14 protein-coding genes are annotated in these 17,082 nt (G+C 57.8%); 10 read left to right on the plus strand and 4 right to left on the minus strand.

The genetic code is table 11. The annotated features are described in order from the left end of the window. Positions 1-24 precede the first annotated feature (24 nt). The gene (locus tag ACR0DU_RS08760) at positions 25-1,815 is read right to left on the minus strand and encodes a sensor domain-containing diguanylate cyclase (protein ID WP_480873704.1); all 1,791 of its coding nucleotides are present in this window, start codon (positions 1,813-1,815) and stop codon (positions 25-27) included. Positions 1,816-1,982: 167 nt separating this feature from the next. On the opposite strand from ACR0DU_RS08760, the gene ACR0DU_RS08765 reads away from it, so the two are divergent. After that, positions 1,983-4,379: an ATP-dependent helicase gene (locus ACR0DU_RS08765; protein ID WP_480873707.1), complete on the plus strand. Its 2,397-nt coding sequence runs from the start codon at positions 1,983-1,985 to the stop codon at positions 4,377-4,379. A gap of 3 nt (positions 4,380-4,382) precedes the next feature. On the opposite strand, the gene ACR0DU_RS08770 is transcribed toward ACR0DU_RS08765, so the two are convergent. Together ACR0DU_RS08770 and ACR0DU_RS08775 are read right to left on the minus strand one after the other, a co-directional pair. Further along, entirely contained in the window at positions 4,383-4,673 is a 291-nt protein-coding gene (locus tag ACR0DU_RS08770; RefSeq protein WP_010442602.1) for a DUF1330 domain-containing protein, read from the minus strand. Positions 4,674-5,043: 370 nt separating this feature from the next. Continuing rightward, positions 5,044-5,268 (minus strand): DUF1127 domain-containing protein, encoded by a 225-nt coding sequence (locus tag ACR0DU_RS08775; protein ID WP_170543603.1) that lies wholly within the window; start codon positions 5,266-5,268, stop codon positions 5,044-5,046. A 902-nt stretch (positions 5,269-6,170) separates the two neighbouring features. Between ACR0DU_RS08775 and mraZ the strand changes: the two genes are divergently transcribed. The 9 genes from mraZ to ACR0DU_RS08820 all read left to right on the plus strand — a co-directional run bounded on the left by mraZ (position 6,171) and on the right by ACR0DU_RS08820 (position 15,864). After that, a complete protein-coding gene (mraZ, locus tag ACR0DU_RS08780) occupies positions 6,171-6,674 on the plus strand; it encodes a division/cell wall cluster transcriptional repressor MraZ (protein WP_170543605.1) in 504 nt (167 codons plus the stop codon). Between the two features lie 4 nt (positions 6,675-6,678). Further along, positions 6,679-7,671: a 16S rRNA (cytosine(1402)-N(4))-methyltransferase RsmH gene (gene rsmH, locus ACR0DU_RS08785; RefSeq protein WP_480873710.1), complete on the plus strand. Its 993-nt coding sequence runs from the start codon at positions 6,679-6,681 to the stop codon at positions 7,669-7,671. After that, the gene (ftsL, locus tag ACR0DU_RS08790) at positions 7,668-8,036 is read left to right on the plus strand and encodes a cell division protein FtsL (protein WP_170476976.1); all 369 of its coding nucleotides are present in this window, start codon (positions 7,668-7,670) and stop codon (positions 8,034-8,036) included. Before rsmH ends, ftsL begins: the two co-directional genes overlap by 4 nt. Next, a complete protein-coding gene (locus tag ACR0DU_RS08795) occupies positions 8,033-9,820 on the plus strand; it encodes a peptidoglycan D,D-transpeptidase FtsI family protein (RefSeq protein WP_170775303.1) in 1,788 nt (595 codons plus the stop codon). Before ftsL ends, ACR0DU_RS08795 begins: the two co-directional genes overlap by 4 nt. A gap of 22 nt (positions 9,821-9,842) precedes the next feature. After that, on the plus strand, positions 9,843-11,324 hold the full coding sequence (locus ACR0DU_RS08800) for a UDP-N-acetylmuramoyl-L-alanyl-D-glutamate--2,6-diaminopimelate ligase (protein ID WP_480873713.1): 1,482 nt from the start codon (positions 9,843-9,845) through the stop codon (positions 11,322-11,324). Continuing rightward, entirely contained in the window at positions 11,321-12,715 is a 1,395-nt protein-coding gene (locus ACR0DU_RS08805; RefSeq protein ID WP_480873716.1) for a UDP-N-acetylmuramoyl-tripeptide--D-alanyl-D-alanine ligase, read from the plus strand. Before ACR0DU_RS08800 ends, ACR0DU_RS08805 begins: the two co-directional genes overlap by 4 nt. Before the next feature lie 34 nt (positions 12,716-12,749). After that, positions 12,750-13,832 (plus strand): phospho-N-acetylmuramoyl-pentapeptide-transferase, encoded by a 1,083-nt coding sequence (gene mraY / locus ACR0DU_RS08810; protein WP_010442593.1) that lies wholly within the window; start codon positions 12,750-12,752, stop codon positions 13,830-13,832. Positions 13,833-13,982: 150 nt separating this feature from the next. Beyond that, a complete protein-coding gene (murD, locus tag ACR0DU_RS08815) occupies positions 13,983-15,377 on the plus strand; it encodes a UDP-N-acetylmuramoyl-L-alanine--D-glutamate ligase (RefSeq protein WP_480873719.1) in 1,395 nt (464 codons plus the stop codon). A gap of 112 nt (positions 15,378-15,489) precedes the next feature. After that, positions 15,490-15,864 carry a glycine zipper family protein gene (locus ACR0DU_RS08820; RefSeq protein WP_259462652.1) on the plus strand — a complete coding sequence of 125 codons (375 nt, stop codon included), beginning with the start codon at positions 15,490-15,492 and terminating at the stop codon, positions 15,862-15,864. Here the strand turns inward: ACR0DU_RS08820 and ACR0DU_RS08825 are convergent. After that, complete coding sequence (locus tag ACR0DU_RS08825) at positions 15,861-17,039, minus strand: BaiN/RdsA family NAD(P)/FAD-dependent oxidoreductase (protein ID WP_480873720.1); 1,179 nt, start codon at positions 17,037-17,039, stop codon at positions 15,861-15,863. The genes ACR0DU_RS08820 and ACR0DU_RS08825 overlap by 4 nt on opposite strands. Between the last annotated feature and the right edge of the window lie 43 nt (positions 17,040-17,082).

A 17,082-nucleotide genomic window follows, 5' to 3' on the forward strand; every position in this document is an offset into this window, starting at 1 on the left:
AAGCAGGCAACGACTGGCATAGGCTTAAAGCTTAGCAAGAGAGGTCGAGGAACCTGAAACCGCCGGCCTTTTTCGATCGGCAATGTCCGTGACGGTCTGATTGGATTTTCCAACCTGCACCTGATTGCGACCTTTGTCCTTCGCCGCATACAGCGCATCATCAGCAACACGCATCAGATCCTGCGGCATCACACCGTGGGTCGGATAATGTGCAAGCCCAACTGAGATGGTGATGCGCGGTAGTGATTTCTCGCCATACCGAACCGTGATCGCTTCGACTGCCTGCCGGATCTGTTCCGCACGGGTCATCGCATCATCCGGAGTATTGTCCGGTAGGATCAGCATGAATTCCTCACCTCCGATCCGGCAGGCCACTTCATCCCGATCACACCCAGTTTCAAGGGCCGATCCAACCGCGCGCAGCACCATGTCACCTGCGTCATGCCCATGCGTGTCGTTAAACTTTTTGAAATGATCCACGTCCACCGCGATCAGGCTCAGCGGAGAGCCGGTTTGCTGACTGCGACTGATGGCTTTGCGCAGTGTCTCAGTCATGTGGCGGCGATTGAACAATCCGGTCAGCGGATCGCGAACGGACTGGTCATGCAACTGATCCCGCATTCTGACATTCGCGATGGCCATGCTGATTTGCTCTGCACACAGCTGTGCCAGTTTCTTACTGTTATGGAACGCCTCTCCGCTGCCTTCATGAGCGCGCAGATGCAGCAAACCCACTGTCTCGCCATGGGCAAGAATGGGAAAGCAGAAATAAGGTCGCCCGTCGTGAGGTTCAGCATGTTCGCAGACAAAATCGACCTCGGAGGCACCGAATTCATAAGTCCGTCCACGTCGCAGACCCCAGCACCCCTCGGGATGAATGTGGGCTTTGTGCGAGCCACCATTCCAGCTGGCACAGCCATCCAGCACATCGCGCGAGTTTGAATAGACATATACGCTGCCCTCGGCCTCAGGCAGGATGTGGGTCATGAAACGCGATACCATATCGAAGAGCTCATCCAATGACCGGCTGGATTGCAGCCATTCATTCAACTCACCCAGCAGGCGCACCTCGCGCGCGAGGCGCAGTTGATCATCCATTAGCTCGCGTTCCTTGTCTGACCTGTTTTTCAGCGACTGGAGCTGATACCGGTTGGTGCGATAGGTCACCAGACTCACCGCACTCAACGCAAACAGGGCAATCCCGCTTAGAATGGCCAGAGAAACCCGCAACCGGTAAATGAATGTACTGCGCAGGTCGGTGAAATCCGTAAAGAACTCGATCGCGCCTATGAAGCGGCCGTTCTTGGTGATCGGCATGAATACCTCGGCCACGTGATGCTGGGTGGTTTTGCTGGTGTTTTCCGTGTGCAGATCAAGCCCGTCAATTTCGGACAAAGGAACAGTTTCCTGAATGTAGTGGGTCATGCCCCGCGCCACGTCACTGCGAAAGAAGTTTCGCGGTTCCGAGGTGCCGATTTCCTCGGGGCGGGTCGACCAGACCACCCGTCCGGACGTGTCGAACAGTTTGAAGCGATAAACATCCGAAGCCTCGGGCATTGTAGAAAGAAACTCGGCATCATGATGATCGATTTGCCCTGTGCGCAGGGCGGTTTCTGGATCCTCCAGATGCAACACAACCCGGCGCTTCCAAAGCTCGGCCTGTTTAAGAATATCGGTTCTGAGCATACGATCTACGACCGGAGCGGGCAGCGCATAAATGCTCCATCCCGCGGTCGCAGCCAGCGCTATAAGCAGAATGGTGATTCCCGCCCATTTCAGGCGATGGACAAGCGGTCGCCGATCCTTCAATTTCATATTCCGCACTCCCACTGCATTGAACCAAGCATCATTGCCAAGGTTTGACAGGGGGTTAACGGCAGTGGGTGATTGTTTAGAATTCAATGAATGCGGCGGCAAAATCCTTGTGAACAAGGCGTGAACAAACCCTTTCCCTTGGCGCGCATCCAGCGTAGTTTGAACCCATGAGCAGTTTTGATGAAATGGACGCCTTCGAGGGCGCCTCACTGTCGGCGCGGGCGATGCCTGTGCCCTCGGCAGAGTATCTCAATGATCTCAACCCGGCACAGCGCGAAGCTGTTGAACGGCTGGATGGTCCGGTGTTGATGCTGGCGGGCGCGGGAACAGGTAAGACCAAAGCGCTGACCGCACGGATCACGCATCTGCTTAGAACCCACCGCGTGCGTGAGAACGAGATTCTGGCGGTGACCTTCACCAACAAGGCCGCGCGCGAGATGAAACAGCGCGTAGGGCGCATGCTGGGTCGACCCGCCGAGGGAATGCCCTGGCTGGGCACGTTTCATGCGATTTGTGTCAAGCTGTTGCGTCGCCACGCGGAATTGGTCGGGCTAAAGTCTAATTTCACCATTCTGGACAGCGATGATCAGAAACGGCTGCTGAAACAGCTTACTCAAGCCGCCAATATCGATGACAAACGCTGGCCCGCGCGGATGCTGGCAGGGATCATCGATGACTGGAAAAACCGAGCCTTGACGCCCGATAAGGTGCCTGCCGCAGATGCCGGAGCCTATAATCATAAGGGTATCGAGCTTTATGCCCAGTACCAGACCCGCCTGCGCGAGTTAAACGCGGTGGATTTCGGCGATCTGCTGTTGCATATGGTCACGATCTTCCAGACCCACCCGGACGTGCTGGAGCAATACCAGCGCTGGTTCCGCTACATCCTTGTGGACGAGTATCAGGACACCAACGTCGCCCAATATCTCTGGTTGCGCCTGCTAGCCGGTGGACACAAGAATATCTGCTGCGTCGGTGACGACGATCAGTCGATCTATGGCTGGCGCGGTGCCGAGGTGGGAAACATCCTGCGTTTTGAGAAGGATTTTCCCGGCGCATTTGTAGTTCGGCTGGAACAAAACTACCGATCGACCCCGCATATTCTGGCCGCGGCGTCCAATGTCATTCGTGGCAATGAAAGCCGTTTGGGCAAAGAGCTTTGGACCGACCGCGAAGAGGGCGAAAAGGTCCGTCTGATTGGCCATTGGGATGGCGAGGAAGAGGCGCGCTGGATCGGCGAGGAAATCGACGCGATGCAGGGTGGCACGCGCGGCGTGCGACCGATGAACCTCGATGAGATGGCGATCCTAGTGCGCGCCTCGCACCAGATGCGGGCGTTTGAAGATCGGTTTTTAACCATCGGTCTGCCTTACAAAGTGATCGGAGGGCCGCGATTCTACGAGCGGATGGAGATTCGCGATGCCATGGCCTATTTCCGGCTGGTGGTCAGCCCCGAGGATGATCTGGCCTTCGAGCGGATCGTAAACACGCCAAAACGCGGCATCGGCGACAAGGCGCAGCAGACGATTCAGTTGGTGGCGCGCGAGAACGGAGTGTCTCTGGTCGAAGGCGCGCGGATCGCGGCCGATAACGGCCTGATCAAGGGCAAGGGCGGCAAGGCGCTGCGTGAATTGATCGACGGTCTGGCGCGGTGGAACGCCATGACACGCGGGCCCCGGATCGAGATGGACGATGACTCGGTGATCGATGACGGTGTGTCGCCGATCCGTTATGGTGAACCTGAGCATACACATATAGAACTGGCGCAAATCGTCTTGGACGAATCCGGCTATACCGCCCATTGGCAGAATGAAAAGACGCCCGAGGCGCCGGGGCGGTTGGAAAACTTAAAAGAACTGGTCAATCAGTTGGACAATTTCGAGAATCTGCAAGGGTTTCTGGAACATGTCAGTCTGGTCATGGACAATGAAAAGGAAACAGACGGGGCCAAGGTCTCGATCATGACCCTGCACGCGGCGAAGGGGCTTGAGTTTCCCGCCGTGTTCCTGCCGGGTTGGGAGGATGGGTTATTCCCCTCGCAGCGTTCGATGGACGAATCCGGTCTCAAAGGCCTCGAAGAAGAACGGAGGCTGGCCTATGTCGGCATCACCCGGGCAGAAGAAGTCTGTACGATTTCCTTTGCAGCCAACCGACGGGTGTTCGGACAATGGCAGAACTCGATGCCGTCCCGGTTCATTGATGAGTTACCCGAAGATCATGTGGAAGTGCTGACGCCGCCAGGTCTGTATGGTGGTGGGCAAACCACGGCCAGTATCGAAACCCGCGCGGCCGAGGCGAATGTCTATAACTCGCCGGGATGGAAACGGATGCAGGCGCGGCAGGGACAGTATGGAATGTCTCAACCGAAAGAAAGCCGGAATACCGTGATCGACGCCACAGCGGTCGCCAGCTTTACTCTGGGTGAGCGGGTGTTTCACCAGAAGTTCGGTTATGGGGCAGTAATCGGCATCGAGGGCGACAAGGTTGAGGTCGATTTTGACAAGGCCGGAACGAAAAAGGTCGTCTCGCGCTTTCTGACCGCGAAGGATGACGTGCCGTTCTGACGCTTACAGCCCTTCGACCAGCACCAGATTCGCTGTCGCCGTTTGTTGCCTGATCTTGGCCAGCTCAACATAGTCCGGATCGTCCTTCCACGCGTTTGCGGCAGCCATGTCCGGAAACTCCATCAGCACGATCCCGTCTTCTGCCCAACTGCCTTCGATCACTTCAACGGGCTTTGAGGATATGGTCAGCAGGCGCCCGCCATGCCGGTCAAAGATCGGCATGAAGCCTTCAAGGTATTTCTGGTATCCATCCGGGTCATGAATGGAAATCTGGGCGATGAAATAGGCGGCCATGGGACACTCCTGAAAATCGTTCACGGCCCCAGCTTACATCTTGTGCGCCAAAAAACGAAAAACGGCGGTTCCCAGGGAGGAGAGGAACCGCCGTTCTTTTCTACATCAAGGCAGGGAGGAGGAAGCCCCGATGTATCCGAGCCCGGGTTTGATCCCGGTATGAGGAAGACGCGGCGACGTCAGGGAGGAGGAAGGCGTCGCCGCGCGCTTTCAACATCGAGGCAGGGAGGAGGAGAGCCCCGATGTATCGGCTTCCGGCAGTCAGGGCCGGTATTAGGTGCGGCAACGTCAGGGAGGAGGAGAGACGTTGCCGCTGATTACAGACCCAAAAGGGAGGAGGATGGGCCTGATCTCAGTATCTGTGTCGCGCTTACTGCGCGATTTGCTCTTCGGTGGCCTGCTGGGCCAGCCGACGGATCATCGAACGGTGCAGGCCCAGATCGGCCAGCTCGCGATCCGACAGTGCCGACAGTTCGTTTACCGTCTGGCGGTACAGGCGGTAGCGCGCAACGCGGGTCTTTACGGTTTCAATCAGTGCTGCGACTCCAAATACTGGAGCGCCTTTCAGACCTGTTTGTGTGCTTGCGACTGCCATCTTCATCATCCGTTCATTCTTGTTGCTGCCGGCATCGTCCGGCGCTTGCTTGAGACTGAAGATAGGCAAATGCTGCGATTGCACAATAGCTCGCGCCGTCAATGCTGCTATGCAGCAAGCGCATGGATTGTCGGGATAAACCGGGCTACCCCAATAATTGCCTTTAAAATATAGGTTTTCGCATGCGGTTGGCTTTTTGCCAGTTCAGGTGCCGTGATTAAAGGTGCTTATCCCTTAAGCGGGATTGGCATTTGTTTGGGCATGTTGTGTCAGATCAAGAGGGGGGTAGAGCTGTTCGCCTCTGATCCAGCTCGTGGTGTGACGGTGCCATGGGAAAGCATGGGTCGACTATGGGAATGGCCTCCTAAGCGATCGCGATTCGTCCTGTTTGGTTGGATTTCATGGGGGCTTGCACCGGATTTATCGCCAATTAGGAAGTTTAATGGGAATTCGTGGGAAAAAATTTTTCAACGCTGGGTTGCGCATATGTGGTGTTGACGGATACAAAGATCACAATTTATGGTGCATTTAACCCTGATTTCGATTGCTTTAACCTTATTCTGAAGCCAGAATCAGTTCTCTTCTTGCAAAATTCCTGTTGATTTCCATGATTTCCCATGGCATCCCTTGTTTACCCGATGAGGGCGAGGGCAGTTAAGGGGCACCAAACGACCCCGAACCAAAAATACAAAAACAGGTTTCATACAGGCATCTCGCTTTCATCAATCAACAGATCCGGCGCGCGGGCGAGCAGACATCCCCCCAGGTGGCGCGCGCAGCTGGACATCCCGCAAAGCGGGTCAATGCGGCGGGTTGATCAGTGGCAGCAGATCAACCCGCCGTTTTTCATCCGGGGGGAACGTGAATTTTGAGGTGGGGCGCAAGCGAAAGGGACAGTCGTCTTGGCGCGCAGGTTTAGAGGTGAAAGCCACCATAAGGTGGATGCGAAGGGCAGGGTCTCGATCCCGGCCTCGTTTCGCCGTGTGCTTGAAGCGTCCGATCCCAACTGGCAGCCCGGTGACAATCCTGAGCTTGTGATCGTTTATGGCGACCACCGCCGCAAATACCTTGAATGCTATACGATGGAAGCGATCGACGAGGTGGACGCCAAGATCGACGCGCTGCCGCGTGGCTCGATGCAGCGTCGGATGCTGCAGCGGATGTTCCACGGTCAGTCCTTTCCGACCAATGTGGACGAAACTGGCCGTCTGGTTCTGCCCGCCAAGTTGCGTAACAAGATCGATCTTGAGAACGAGGCATTCTTTATCGCCGCTGGTGATACCTTTCAGATCTGGAAGCCCGAGACATACGAGGCCGAGGAACTGGCCACGACCGAGGAATGGCTGGACGATCTGCCAGAGGATTTCGATCCGATGCAGTATCTCGACGGCATTGGGGACGGGTGACGGCATGGCCGGCGCTCAAAGCTCATCGGACAAACCTCACATCCCTGTTTTACTACGCCCGTTGCTGGCTGCAGTGGCGCCTGTGTCCGGCATTTGGCTGGACGGAACCTTTGGTGCAGGTGGATACACGCGCGGTCTGCTCGAAGTCGGGGCCGAGAAGGTCATTGGTGTGGATCGCGATCCACTGGCCTTTGAGATGGCCGCGGATTGGGCCAGTGAATACGGTGATCGGTTGGTGATGCAGCAGGGTGTGTTTTCGCGCATGGATGATTATGCGCAAAATCTGGACGGCGTCGTGCTGGACCTCGGCGTTTCTTCAATGCAATTAGATCAGGCAGAACGTGGCTTTTCCTTCATGAAAGACGGTCCGCTCGACATGCGGATGAGCCAGGAGGGTGAAAGCGCTGCTGATTTGATCAATACGGCAACCGAGACGCAACTGGCCGACATCCTGTTCCATTTCGGCGAAGAACGCGCCAGCCGTCGCATTGCCAAAGCCATCGTGAAGGCGCGGGCCGAAGAGCCGATCACAACGACTTTGCGGTTGGTCGAGATTATCGAATCCTGCCTGCCGCGCCCGAAACCCGGTCAGTCACACCCGGCGACGCGCAGCTTTCAAGGACTGCGGATTGCTGTGAATGCGGAATATGAAGAGCTGTTTCAAGGTCTTATGGCAGCAGAACGCGCTTTGAAGCCGGGCGGGCAGCTGGCTGTGGTCACTTTCCATTCTATTGAGGACCGGATGGTCAAGCGGTTCTTCCAATCGCGCGCGGGCAAGACAGGCCGCGCGAACCGCTATGCACCCGAATTGGAGCAGGAACAGCCGCAATTCACCCTCAAAACCCGTAAAGCTGTGGGGCCGGATGAGCAGGAACTGAAAGAAAATCCACGCGCACGCTCGGCTAAGCTGCGTGTCGCCATTCGTACAGATGCTCCGGCGGGTGAAATTGAGGCTCGGGCCATCGGGATGCCGGAACTGGGGGGAAGGGCAAGATGAAGAGTATTTTGTATATGTTGACGGCCCTTTCTGTCTTTGGGCTGGCGCTCTGGGCCTATCAGGAAAACTACCGCACCCAACAGGTGGTGAAGGAAACTCAGTCATTGCAGGGCCAGATCGGTATGGCGCAGGCACGACTGGCGGTGCTGAACGCTGAATGGGCCTATCTGAACCGGCCGGATCGTCTACGTGAACTAGCAGACCTGAATTTCGAGCGTCTCGGTCTGCTGCCTCTGCGCGCCGAACAGTTTGGCCGCGCGGACCAGATTTCTTATGGTGAAGATCCGGACCTGCCCATTGTCGACCCGCTTGAACTGCAGGCGATTGCCGAGACGCAGGCACTTGGTGAGGTGCAGTTCCCATGACCCGAACACCGCTCCGCCCTCTGGCCCGCATTCTCGATGCACGCGCCAAAGGCGAGAACCCGAAGACGATCGAGCGGGAGAATATCCGCAAACGTCACGAAGACATGAAAGACCGCGCCCGCGCGCGCGCCGAAGGCCGCCTGCTGGTATTGGGCCTGTTCTTCTTCTGCGCTTTCTCGGTGGTGGGTTTCCGTATGGGCGTTTTGGCCACGTCTGAAGCGCAGGAACCGCTGGCCAGTGCGCCGGGTGCTACCATCGCGATGCAACGCGCGAACATCGTTGATCGCGAAGGACGCATTCTCGCGACCAATCTCGACACCTATTCCGTCTACGCCCAGCCGCCGCTGATGATTGACCCGATCGCCGCCGCGGATCAACTTGTGGCGATTTTCCCCGATCTCGAAAAAGAGCGGCTGGTCAAGGATTTCACCGGCAAGCGTAAGTTCCTATGGATCAAGAAACGCATCTCGCCCGAGCAGAAGCAGGCCGTGCATGACATTGGTGATCCAGGTATCCTGTTCGGACCACGTGAAATGCGGCTATATCCCAATGGCCGACTGGCGGCGCACATTCTGGGTGGCTCGGGATTTGGTCGTGAAGGTGTCAGTGCAGCTGAAGTGATCGGCGTTGCGGGTGTCGAAAAACAATTCGACGATTATCTGCGCGATCCGGCCAATGGCAACAAACCCCTGCAACTGTCGCTGGACCTGACCGTTCAGGCAGCCGTTGAACAAGTGCTCTATGGTGGCATGAAGATCATGAATGCCAAGGGGGCATCGGCGGTACTGATGAACGCCCATACGGGTGAGGTTGTCTCGGCCGCTTCACTGCCGTCATTCGACCCAAATGATCGTCCACGCCCGCCGACGTCGGGCTTTGACCCCTCGGACAGCCCGTTGTTTAACCGCTATGTGCAGGGTGTGTATGAGTTGGGCTCAGTCTTCAAAATCTTCACCGCCGCGCAGGCCGTTCAGTTGGGTCTGGTCAATTCCAACACGATCATCGACACATCCGGCCCGATGAAAATCGGGCGTTTCCCGATCGGCGAATTCAACGGCAAGAACTATGGCGAGATCAGCGTGGCCGATGTGATCGTCCATAGCTCAAACCGGGGCACTGGGCGCCTGGCCTTGCAAATTGGGGCCAAGCGGCAGCAGGACTTCCTGAACGCATTGGGAATGTTCGACCCAACCCCATTTGAAATCGTTGAAGCCAAAGGCGGGCAGCCTCTCAAGCCCAAGAAATGGGGCGAGTTGAGCACTGTGACCATCTCCTATGGCCACGGCTTGTCGACCAGCCCAATGCATCTGGCCGCTGGGTACGCTGCGATTGCCAATGGCGGGCACTATGTCAGCCCGACCATCCTGCGCCGCAATGGTCCGCAATACGGCCCACGCGTGATGTCCGAAATCACGGCCAAACAAGCGCAGAACATGCTGCGCAAAGTGGTCACGGATGGCACCGCCAGCTTTGGGGATGTCAAAGGCTATGACGTAGCCGGCAAAACCGGCACCGCCGACAAGCCCAAGCCACGCGGTGGGTATTATGACGACAAGGTTATCGCCACTTTCGCCACTATCTTCCCGGCTTATGATCCGAAATATGTGCTGATCGTCACGCTGGATGAGCCCTCGATTGTCGCCTATGGCGAAAAGCGCCGCACCGCAGGCTGGACTGCTGTTCCGGTTGCCGCTGAACTGATCGGGCGCGTGGCACCGCTCTTGGGGCTCAGACCCCGGCTTGAGCCTGAGGCGCGCGCTGCTATAACGCTGACCTCAAATTAGGCCGTCGGACAAGAGGTGGGTCATGGGCAATCGGTCAAAGAAACTTAGCCAACTGGCCCTGACCGCACGGGGCGGGGCGAATCCCGACATCACCGGACTGGCCGTCGACAGCCGTGACGTGAAAGACGGCTTCCTCTTTGCTGCCCTTCCCGGCACTCGCGTTCATGGCGGAGAGTTTATCCAATACGCCCTGCGTATGGGGGCAACCGCCATTCTCACAGACGCAGAAGGGGCCGAGCTCGCTGCCAAAGAACTGGCCGCATCCGACGCTGCGCTGATCGTGACCCAAGACCCCCGTCAGGCCTTGGCCGGGGCCGCGGCACTTTGGTTCGGCGCTCAGCCGCAAACCATCGTGGCGGTCACTGGCACTAACGGTAAAACATCCGTGGCCAGCTTCGTGCGACAGATCTGGACCGAGTTGGACCTCGCCGCCGTCAACCTGGGCACCACCGGGGTTGAAGGTGCATGGACCGCGCCTTTGGCGCATACCACGCCCGAGCCGATCACGCTGCACCGCTGTCTGGCCGAGGCAGCCGACAATGGTGTGACCCATGCGGCGATGGAGGCCTCATCTCACGGCCTTGAACAACGTCGGCTGGATGGAGTGCATTTGGCAGCAGCCGGGTTCTCGAATTTCACGCAGGACCATCTGGACTATCACGATACGTTCGAGGCCTATTTCGCCGCTAAGGCCGGTCTGTTTGACCGTGTGCTGCCCGAGGACGGGGTCGCGGTGATAAACCTTGGCGATCCGAAGGGCGTCGAGATGCGCAAGATCGCTGAGGCGCGGGGGCAAAATATTATCACCGTAGGACCTGAAGGCTCTGATCTTTGCCTGTTGAACCAACGCTTTGACGCAACCGGGCAAGACTTGCGTTTTTCGTGGAAAGGCAAGACATATCAAACCCGTCTGAACCTGATCGGCGGATTTCAGGCTGAAAACGTCCTGCTGGCCTGCGGTCTGGTTATCGCGGCAGGAGAGGACCCCGACCGCGTTTTCGAAACCCTGCCGCATCTGACAACGGTCCGGGGCCGAATGCAACTGGCCGCCACCCGCAACAACGGCGCGGCGGTGTTTGTCGATTACGCGCATACGCCGGATGCGGTTGCTACAGCGCTGAAAGCGATGCGCCCTCATGTGATGGGTCGTCTGATCGCCATTGTTGGCGCAGGTGGGGATCGGGATGCCACTAAACGCCCTCTCATGGGGCAGGCGGCCGCAGAGAATGCAGATCTGGTCTTCGTTACCGACGATAACCCCCGTAGCGAAGACCCTGCGACCATCCGCGCCGCTGTTATGCTTGGCGCACCTGAAGCGACTGAAGTCGGCGATCGGGCCGAAGCGATCCTGCGCGGCATCGATGCGTTGCAACCGGGTGACGCCCTGTTGATCGCGGGCAAAGGTCACGAGACTGGCCAGATCGTTGGCGATCAGGTTCTGCCCTTTGATGACGTGGAACAGGCCAGTATCTCGGTCGCTGCGTTGGACGGGAGGGTCGCATGACGCTCTGGACCGCAGCCGAGGCCGCCGAAGCCACCGATGGACGCGCCACCACCGATTGGCAGGTGAGTGGGGTCTCGATCGACACCCGCACCTTGGAACCCGGAGACCTGTTCGTCGCGCTCAAAGCTGCCCGCGACGGCCATGATTTCGTCGCGCAAGCGCTGGATAAAGGGGCAGGTGCCGCGCTGGTATCCCGCATTCCTGAAGACGTATCCGAAGATGCGCCGCTCTTGATCGTTGATGACGTGCAAACCGGGCTGGAAGCTTTGGGGCAGGCGGCCCGTGCCCGGACGGCGGCGCGCGTAGTGGGGGTGACAGGCAGTGTCGGCAAAACCTCAACCAAGGAAATGCTGGCCAGCATATTGGAAGCCCAAGGAAAAACCCATGCAAGCGTCGCCAGCTACAACAATCATTGGGGTGTCCCGCTGACATTGGCGCGGATGCCGTGCGATACTGAGTTTGCCGTGATCGAAATCGGCATGAACCACCCGGGCGAGATCGCCCCTCTGGCGCGTCAGGCGCAGCCGCATGTGGGGCTGGTGACGACGGTGGCTGCGGTGCATCTCGAAGCGTTCGACTCGGTCGCGGGGATCGCCCATGAGAAGGCCGCGATTTTCGACGGGTTGACCAAGGGCGGGGCCGCCATCGTGAACGCCGATATCAAACACGCCGACATCCTGCGCAGCTGTGCGCAGGCGCTGGGCGCGAAGATTGTCGATTTTGGTCGAACGGCCCAAGATTACGCTCTGACCGAGGTGGAGCAGGGCACGGACAGCCTTCAGGCGCAGGGTAAGGTTGGCGAAAACAATATCTCGTTCAACGTTCAATCGGCGGGAACGCATTTTGCGATGAACGCGCTGGCCGCTCTGGCGGCTTGCGTCGAACTGGGCGTCGATCTGGATCAGGCCGTTGCTGGCCTACGCCGCTGGTCCCCGGTCAAAGGTCGCGGGGTGCGTGAAGTTATCACGCTGCCTGGTGGCGATCAGATCGAGCTGTTTGATGACAGCTACAACGCCAACCCAACATCGATGGAGGCCGCATTGGACGTGCTGGCTGCATCGCAAGGTAATCGAAAGATCGCCTTTCTGGGCGACATGAAAGAGCTAGGTGCGCAGGAACACGCGATGCACGCGGCCATGGCCGATGTGGCCGCGATGGCTCAGGTCGATCAGGTTCACTGCATCGGTCCACTGATGCAGGCGCTGCATCAGACCTTGCCGGAGGGCAAGCGTGGGCTTTGGACTGAGACCAGCGCCGAGATGGTCGGGCAACTGCCCGAGTTGATCCGTAACGGCGACGCAGTGCTGGCAAAGGGTTCGCTCAGCATGGCATTGGCACAGATTGTTGACGGTTTGCGGAAAATGGGGCAAGGGGGCGCGCTTGAGCCGTAAGCGCCCGTGATGCCCGTGTGAGAAAGGTTTTGGTATGCTCTATTGGTTGACCGCCCTGTCGGACGGAGGGGATTTCTGGAACCTCTTTCGCTACATTACGTTCCGGGCAGGTGGAGCCTTTCTGACGGCACTGATCTTTGGATTTCTCTTCGGAAAACCTCTGATTAACGTACTGCGTCGCAAGCAGGGCAAGGGCCAGCCAATCCGGGATGATGGCCCCGAAGCGCACCTGTCCAAAGCCGGAACCCCTACTATGGGTGGCCTTTTGATTGTTGGCGCACTGGTAACTTCAACGCTGGTCTGGGCGCGTTGGGACAATCCCTATGTGTGGATGGTTCTTTTCGTAACACTGTCTTATGCGGCCATTGGATTCGCTGACGACTACGCCAAAGTATCAAAACAGAATACCAAAGGCGTTTCGAGCAAGATGCGTTTGGCTTTGGGAGTTCTGATTGCGGTTTTGGCGTCTTTTTGGGCTGGATTGCACCATCCTGCAGATTTGCAAAATCAACTGGCTATGCCGGTGTTCAAGGATACGCTGATCAATCTGGGCCTATTTTATATCCCATTCGCGGTCATTGTGATCGTGGGGGCTGCCAATGCGGTAAATCTGACCGATGGATTGGACGGGTTGGCCATCATGCCCGCGATGATCGCCGCCTCGACGCTGGGCGTGATTGCCTATGCGGTGGGGCGGGTCGACTTCACCGAATACCTTGACGTGCATTATGTGCCCGGCACCGGTGAAATCTTCATATTCACCTCAGCGCTTTTTGGAGCGGGGCTTGGCTTCTTATGGTACAACGCCCCTCCAGCAGCAGTGTTCATGGGGGATACAGGATCGTTGGCTCTGGGCGGTGCACTTGGCGCAATCGCTGTTGCAACCAAGCACGAACTGGTGTTGGCTATTGTGGGTGGCCTATTCGTGGTCGAAGCGCTGAGCGTGATCATTCAAGTGCTTTACTACAAGCGCACTGGTAAACGTGTATTCCTGATGGCCCCAATCCATCATCACTATGAGAAAAAGGGCTGGGCTGAGCCGACGATTGTGATCCGCTTCTGGATCATCTCGCTGATCCTGGCGATGATTGGTCTGGCGACGTTGAAAGTGCGGTAGGACTCCCGCCGGGTTCGGAGGGCCTGTGGCCCGCCTGCCACCCGTTGGGCCCGGCTCGCGCTGCCGCGCGAGCCTGAGCGCCCCCTTGCCTTTGGGAAATCCTTCGGTGCAGTGTGGCGCAAATTTCTATGCGATGAAGGTGGACAGCAGATGATCCCGGTCAAAGGGTTTTCAGGGAAAAAAGTTGCGGTTCTGGGGCTAGGGCGGTCTGGTTTGGCCACGGCTCGTGCATTGCAGGCGGGCGGTGCCGAACCGGTGTGCTGGGATGACAACCCGGCCGCGCGTGAGGCGGCTGAAGGAGAGGGGCTGGTCTGCTCTGATCTGCGCCGACATGGAGCGTTCGAAAATATTGCTACTCTGATTGTTTCACCTGGTATTCCACATCTTTATCCCATGCCCAATCCGGTTGTGGCTGCTGCAACGGATGCTGGCGTCCCGGTAGACAATGATATTGGCTTGTTCTTTCGCTCCTTCGCCGGGCCTGAATGGCACAACTATGACACCCCGCCGCGTGTCATCGCAGTGACGGGATCGAACGGCAAATCAACGACTGCAGCCCTGATCCACCATATCCTGACCGAGGCCGGGCGCGACTCGCAGTTGGCGGGCAATATTGGGCGCGGTGTTCTGGATATCGATCCAGGCGGTGATGGCTCGGTGGTGGTGTTAGAGCTGTCCAGTTATCAAACTGAACTGGCCCGCGCCCTGACGCCAGATGTGGCGGTGTTCACCAATCTCTCACCTGATCATCTTGACCGGCATGGAGGTAAGGGTGGCTATTTCGCAGCCAAACGCCGCCTCTTTGCCGAAGGCGGGCCGGATCGCGCCGTGATCGGGATTGATGAGGCTGAAGGCGCGTTTTTGGCTGGTCAGCTGGCCGAGGGGCCGTCTGATGATCGGGTGATCCGCATTTCGGTTGCGCGTAAACTGACGGGACCGGGCTGGCAGGTTTTTGCACGCAAAGGATACTTATCTGAATACCGCAAAGGACGTCAGACGGGATCAATTGATCTGCGCGACATTAAGGGCCTGCCTGGCGCACATAACCACCAGAACGCTTGTGCTGCCTATGCTGCCTGCCGTTCTCTGGGCCTTGCCCCCCGCGTGATCGAAGACGCGCTGCATAGTTTTCCTGGTCTGCCGCATCGCAGTCAAATTATTGCCGAAGCGGATGGGGTGACCTTCGTGAACGACTCTAAAGCCACCAATGTGGACAGCGCGTTGAAAGCGCTGAGCGCCTTCAAAAAGGTTCGCTGGATCTGTGGCGGGCTTGAGAAAGAGGGTGGGCTTGAGGCGCTGAACGGGGCCGATGGTCACGTGATCAAAGCCTATGTCATTGGACGCGAAGCTGCGGGCTTTGCCATGCAGCTAACTGCGGATGCTCAGGTTTGCACCACCATGGCTGCCGCTGTTGAACAAGCCATGGCAGACGCGCAGCCGGGCGAGGTGGTCTTGTTGGCCCCTGCAGCGGCCAGTTTCGATCAATATGACAATTTCGAACAGCGCGGTGATGACTTCACCGCTGAGGTGAAAAAACGCCTCTGAAAGCAAGGCGTTTGCAATTGTCTGCCGGTTCGGCGAAGCTGAGCGCCTATCTGCTTGACGCGCAATCTGCATTGGTTTTTGCCTTCAGGAAATTCAACACGAGGTTATGAAAATGCCAAACCGTAAGTTTCTATTGATCGTTCCCGCTCTGCTTGTGGCGGGGGCATGCACCAATACCGGTGCCAACTATCAGCCCGTGATCGATGGTCCTGTAGGCCCGAACTACAATGTCGATCTGCAGCAATGCCAGCAACTGGCGGCCTCACAGGCCAGCGTTGATGGGTCCACTGCTGGCAATGCGGCCATCGGCGCGGTAGGCGCAGCTGCCGTAACGGGCATCGTTCAGGACAGCAGCGACAATCTGGGTCGCGCAGCCGTTGCCGGCGCTCTGGTTGGGGCAGGCGCGGACGTGATCAACAAGAACCAGAACAAAGAAGTGCTGGTGCGCAATTGCATGCGCGGACGAGGCTATAACGTCGTTGGTTAACGGCCTGCGATGGCACTTCCTGCAGCGTGACCCGAAGACCACGCCCATTGGAAGTTGTAACCACCCAGCCAACCGGTGACATCCACCGCTTCACCAATAACATAGAGGCCGGGGACTTCCCTGGCCTCCATCGTTTTGGACGACAACCCTTGAGTATCGATTCCACCGAGCGTTACCTCGGCCGTGCGATAACCTTCAGTGCCAGCAGGGGTGAGGTGCCAGTCCGACAGAGCCGTGACCAGATCGGTCAGCGCAGCATCGGATTGATCCGCCAGATTGCCTTGCATCTGGAAATGGTGCTTGAGGTAGTCCACCAGACGCGAAGGTAAATGGCGTGCAAGCTCTGTGGTCAGCGCCTTGCGTCCACCCGCCTGCCGCTGATCCCGCAACAGCTCGAACAGCCCTAGATCCGGGATCAGATTCACCCGAATGACCTCGCCCTCGCGCCAATACGAAGATAGTTGCAGTACAGAAGGGCCGCTCAGCCCGCGATGGGTGAACAGCAGGGCCTCATCGAAACTGGTGCGTTGATTTGACAGCCGCACGGGCAGCGAGACACCGGATAGGTCTTTGAACCGTCCATCTGAAAAGGTGAATGGCACCAGCGCTGCCCGGGTTTCGGTCACCTTTAGCCCGAATTGGCGCGCAATGTCGTAGGCCAACCCTGTTGCGCCCATCTTGGGGATCGACTTGCCGCCCGTGGCCAAAACCAGATTGCGGCATGTCAGGGAAATGCGATTGCCTTCTCGCTCGACCTCCAGCGAGAACCCGCTCTCGGTCTTGCGCAGCGAGTGGAAGGTAGTCTGTACCCACAGCTCGGCCTCGACACGCGCCATTTCGTCCAGCAACATTTGTATAATCTGTTTTGACGAACCGTCACAAAACAACTGCCCCAGAGTCTTCTCATGCCAGGCAATGTGGTGACGTTCTACCAGATCGATGAAATCCCATTGTGTGTACCGCGCCAAAGCCGATTTGCTAAAATGGGGGTTCTGCGACAGGAAATTTCCTGGCCCCGCATGCAAATTGGTGAAATTGCACCGCCCGCCGCCGGATATACGGATCTTTTCGCCGGGCGCTTTTGCGTGATCGATCACCAGCGCGCGTCCGCCGCAATGGGTCGCGCACATCATGCCAGCCGCACCGGCACCAAGGATGATTGTATCGTAAATCATGTATGGCCATTGGCCTGTTATCCGCCAGATGGCAAGGGCCACC

The organism is Ruegeria sp. G2, from assembly GCF_056533505.1.

What these genes read in the sequence shown, in the direction of transcription:
- ACR0DU_RS08825 (WP_480873720.1), bottom strand. Translation starts at nt 17,039, where the DNA reads ATGATTTACGATACAATCATCCTTGGTGCCGGTGCGGCTGGCATGATG.
- ACR0DU_RS08800 (WP_480873713.1), top strand. Translation starts at nt 9,843, where the DNA reads ATGGGCAATCGGTCAAAGAAACTTAGCCAACTGGCCCTGACCGCACGG.
- ACR0DU_RS08805 (WP_480873716.1), top strand. Translation starts at nt 11,321, where the DNA reads ATGACGCTCTGGACCGCAGCCGAGGCCGCCGAAGCCACCGATGGACGC.
- ACR0DU_RS08760 (WP_480873704.1), bottom strand. Translation starts at nt 1,815, where the DNA reads ATGAAATTGAAGGATCGGCGACCGCTTGTCCATCGCCTGAAATGGGCG.
- murD (WP_480873719.1), top strand. Translation starts at nt 13,983, where the DNA reads ATGATCCCGGTCAAAGGGTTTTCAGGGAAAAAAGTTGCGGTTCTGGGG.
- mraY (WP_010442593.1), top strand. Translation starts at nt 12,750, where the DNA reads ATGCTCTATTGGTTGACCGCCCTGTCGGACGGAGGGGATTTCTGGAAC.
- ACR0DU_RS08765 (WP_480873707.1), top strand. Translation starts at nt 1,983, where the DNA reads ATGAGCAGTTTTGATGAAATGGACGCCTTCGAGGGCGCCTCACTGTCG.
- ACR0DU_RS08795 (WP_170775303.1), top strand. Translation starts at nt 8,033, where the DNA reads ATGACCCGAACACCGCTCCGCCCTCTGGCCCGCATTCTCGATGCACGC.
- ACR0DU_RS08775 (WP_170543603.1), bottom strand. Translation starts at nt 5,268, where the DNA reads ATGGCAGTCGCAAGCACACAAACAGGTCTGAAAGGCGCTCCAGTATTT.
- rsmH (WP_480873710.1), top strand. Translation starts at nt 6,679, where the DNA reads ATGGCCGGCGCTCAAAGCTCATCGGACAAACCTCACATCCCTGTTTTA.
- ACR0DU_RS08770 (WP_010442602.1), bottom strand. Translation starts at nt 4,673, where the DNA reads ATGGCCGCCTATTTCATCGCCCAGATTTCCATTCATGACCCGGATGGA.
- ftsL (WP_170476976.1), top strand. Translation starts at nt 7,668, where the DNA reads ATGAAGAGTATTTTGTATATGTTGACGGCCCTTTCTGTCTTTGGGCTG.
- ACR0DU_RS08820 (WP_259462652.1), top strand. Translation starts at nt 15,490, where the DNA reads ATGCCAAACCGTAAGTTTCTATTGATCGTTCCCGCTCTGCTTGTGGCG.